1 protein-coding gene is annotated in these 2,863 nt (G+C 39.6%); it reads right to left on the bottom strand.

All coding sequences use genetic code 11. The features are described from left to right. A partial coding sequence (locus RM697_RS13645) for a CUB domain-containing protein (protein WP_489753213.1) occupies nt 1-2,863 on the bottom strand: 2,863 nt, incomplete at both ends.

The following is a 2,863-nucleotide window of genomic DNA, read 5'->3' as shown; positions in this document are numbered from 1 at the left end:
TCTAAGGCTGTAAACTGATACCATACATCATCATCTGGATTACCTGTACACGAGCCTCCATCAATACCAGAATCTGTTGCCTCTACTAATGTTCCTGGTGTTGTAATGGTACATGTGCTATCAGTATTCACTCCTGCCACAATAGCATCAGGGCAGTTATCATTATCTGGAGGGCAAGCTAGTAGTTGAATAGGTTGTGAGTTAATGACACAATTAACATCTTGATCGTTAGAGACTGTGATAACGATATCTGTATTAAACGGATAAGGTCCAAATTGCGTTGTGCCAGTAGCGGATACTGTGACTGGTGTAGCCCCTTGGTTATCTGTAATGGTTAGTGAGGTTGCATCGCCTAGCGAGCCAATGTTAACATCAATTAAAAATTGATCACCATTAGCACAATCATCTACTACGACATAAGTGGCTTGAGGGTTAATACATGTCGCACAGGCTACAGTATAATCTATACCATCAACTTCTCCTGCACTTCCGCCAATACAACTCACAGAGCCATCGGATTGGATGGAGAAGAAAATAGTATCTCCTGTAGATTGGAAGGTTAATCCTCCAATATCACCATTGTTACCTTCGCCATTGTAAAGTTCTGTAACACCATCACTATCAAAGATGACTAAGAAATCAAAAGGGTCACCTTCTATAATACCTGAATCTATAGTTAAGTTCAGTGGTGAACCATCTGAGGATGTATATTCAAATACATTAGGGTCATTATCATCATAACAATACGATACACTCACTGGTCCTGCTGAACAATCTACAACAGTATCTAAACAGAAGGGTTGTGTTATTGGGTTGCTATTTACTGTACAATTAATATCATCATCATTAGCTATAGTAATGACTACATCTGTAGTATTAGGATATGGTCCAAACTGTGTTGTGCCTGTAGCAGATACTGTTACTGGAGTTGAGCCTTGATCATCTGATATGGTTACTGATGTAGCAGAACCTAAATCGGTAAGGTCTACATCAACAAAGAATTGTGGACCGTTAATACAATCGCTTACAACATCATAGGTTGCTGCTGGGTTAACACAAGTTGCACAGGCTACGGTAAAGTCCCATTCTGTGCCACAACAACCACTACCTGAGGCACAACTCACTGAGCCATCAGCATCGATCTCCATAAAGAGTTCATCTCCTGTAGAATCAAATGTTAAGCCTGCTAAGTCTCCTCCGTTATTTCCTTGGAATAGTAAAGGTGCCGTGTTATCTGGTCCATCATAGATTAAGATATCATCACAACAGCTCTCTATACCACCTGCATTAAAGTTAATACGTAGTGGAGAACCATCGGTGGATCTAAACAACCATGTGGTAGTGTCATTATTATCGTAACAATAGTTAATGTTTAATGGTGGTTGTGTACAATCTACAAGGTTAAGTACACACTGATCTTGTGTCAGTGATGGACTTGTGACCACACAGTTACTATCATCATCATTAGTTACTGTAGTCACTACATTAGTACCATTAGTAAATGGTCCAAAAGAGTATACACCTGTTGCACTTACGGTTTGTGGTGCTGAGCCTTGATCATCTGTAATAGTTACTGAAGTGGCAGAACCTAAATCGGTAAGATCTACATCAACAAAGAATTGTGGACCATTAAGACAATCTTCTCTAACACTACTTGTAGCTGTTGGGTTAACACAAGTTGCACAGGCTACAGTAAAGTCCCATTCTGTGCCACAACAACCACTACCTGATGCACAACTTACTGAGAAATCTGAATCAATTTCTACATACAAAGATGATCCTACAGAATCAAACTGTAAGCCTGCAAGGTCACCTCCATTATTACCTTGGTAAATTAATGTCCCTGTATTATCTACACCATCATAGATTAAGATATCATCACAACAGCTCTCTATACCACCTGCATTAAAAGTAATACGTAGTGGCGACCCATCTGAAGAAGTAAATAACCAAAATGTAGTATCATTATTATCGTAACAATAGGTGATATTAAGTGGTGTTCCTGCGCAATCTACCGTTTGTGATGGATCCATTTTAGTGGTAAAACTTTGTTCTGTACATGGATCTGTCGTTGTACCTATAGCATTATATGGTGTAATGGTGGCATAGTATGTGGTCTCATAAGCTAACTGACCTAAAGCGTAAGAGGTCACATTACCCACATCTACATTATCTACAAGGTCATTACCTCCCGAAGTTGTCCCTACTGTAAGGAAGTATCCTGTTGGAATCCCTGTAGCAATACTCCAAGATATATCACCATTAATCTCATTGTCTATTGAGCCATCTATTGGATTGGTAAGTACTGAGTTACAGGATGGTGCCATATCTGCCATTTGTATTGCAGATACATTATCAAAATATAGATAGTAATCTCCTGCTGCCCAAGTGGCATTAAAACGCATCTGGTAATCTGAACCTGTTGGAAGATCTGCTGCTGCTACGGTATAGCTTAATGTAGCACAGACATTATCTACAACATGGTTACTATCATCTACGGTACCTATATCGATCCAGTTAGCACCTCCATCGGTAGTGTATTGTACAATGAAATTTCCCCAACCTGCTGGTGTAGGATTAGTTGCTGCTGACCAATCTACAATTTTGTAATCAAAACTGATGTTAAGATCTGTACCATTGGATAAACCAACAATGTTAGGTGATACTAATTCACCTGTAGCTGAAAACTGGTAAATGTTGTCGCGAAACGATGTGTCTGTACAGGCCTCTGTTGCACTGCCAAAAAATCCATTGGCCGTCCAGCCGGCTGCACCTGTCTCAAAATCTTCGATAATCGCTATCTGACTGAATGATACCATAGCAAATAGCATCATCAATACGCTTAATGTAGTCTTTTTCATTT

It is taken from the genome of Microcosmobacter mediterraneus (assembly GCF_031846265.1).
In the GTDB taxonomy this organism is placed as follows: Bacteria; Bacteroidota; Bacteroidia; order Flavobacteriales; family Flavobacteriaceae; genus Microcosmobacter; species Microcosmobacter mediterraneus.
This window is presented reverse-complemented; position numbering and strand designations above follow the sequence as displayed.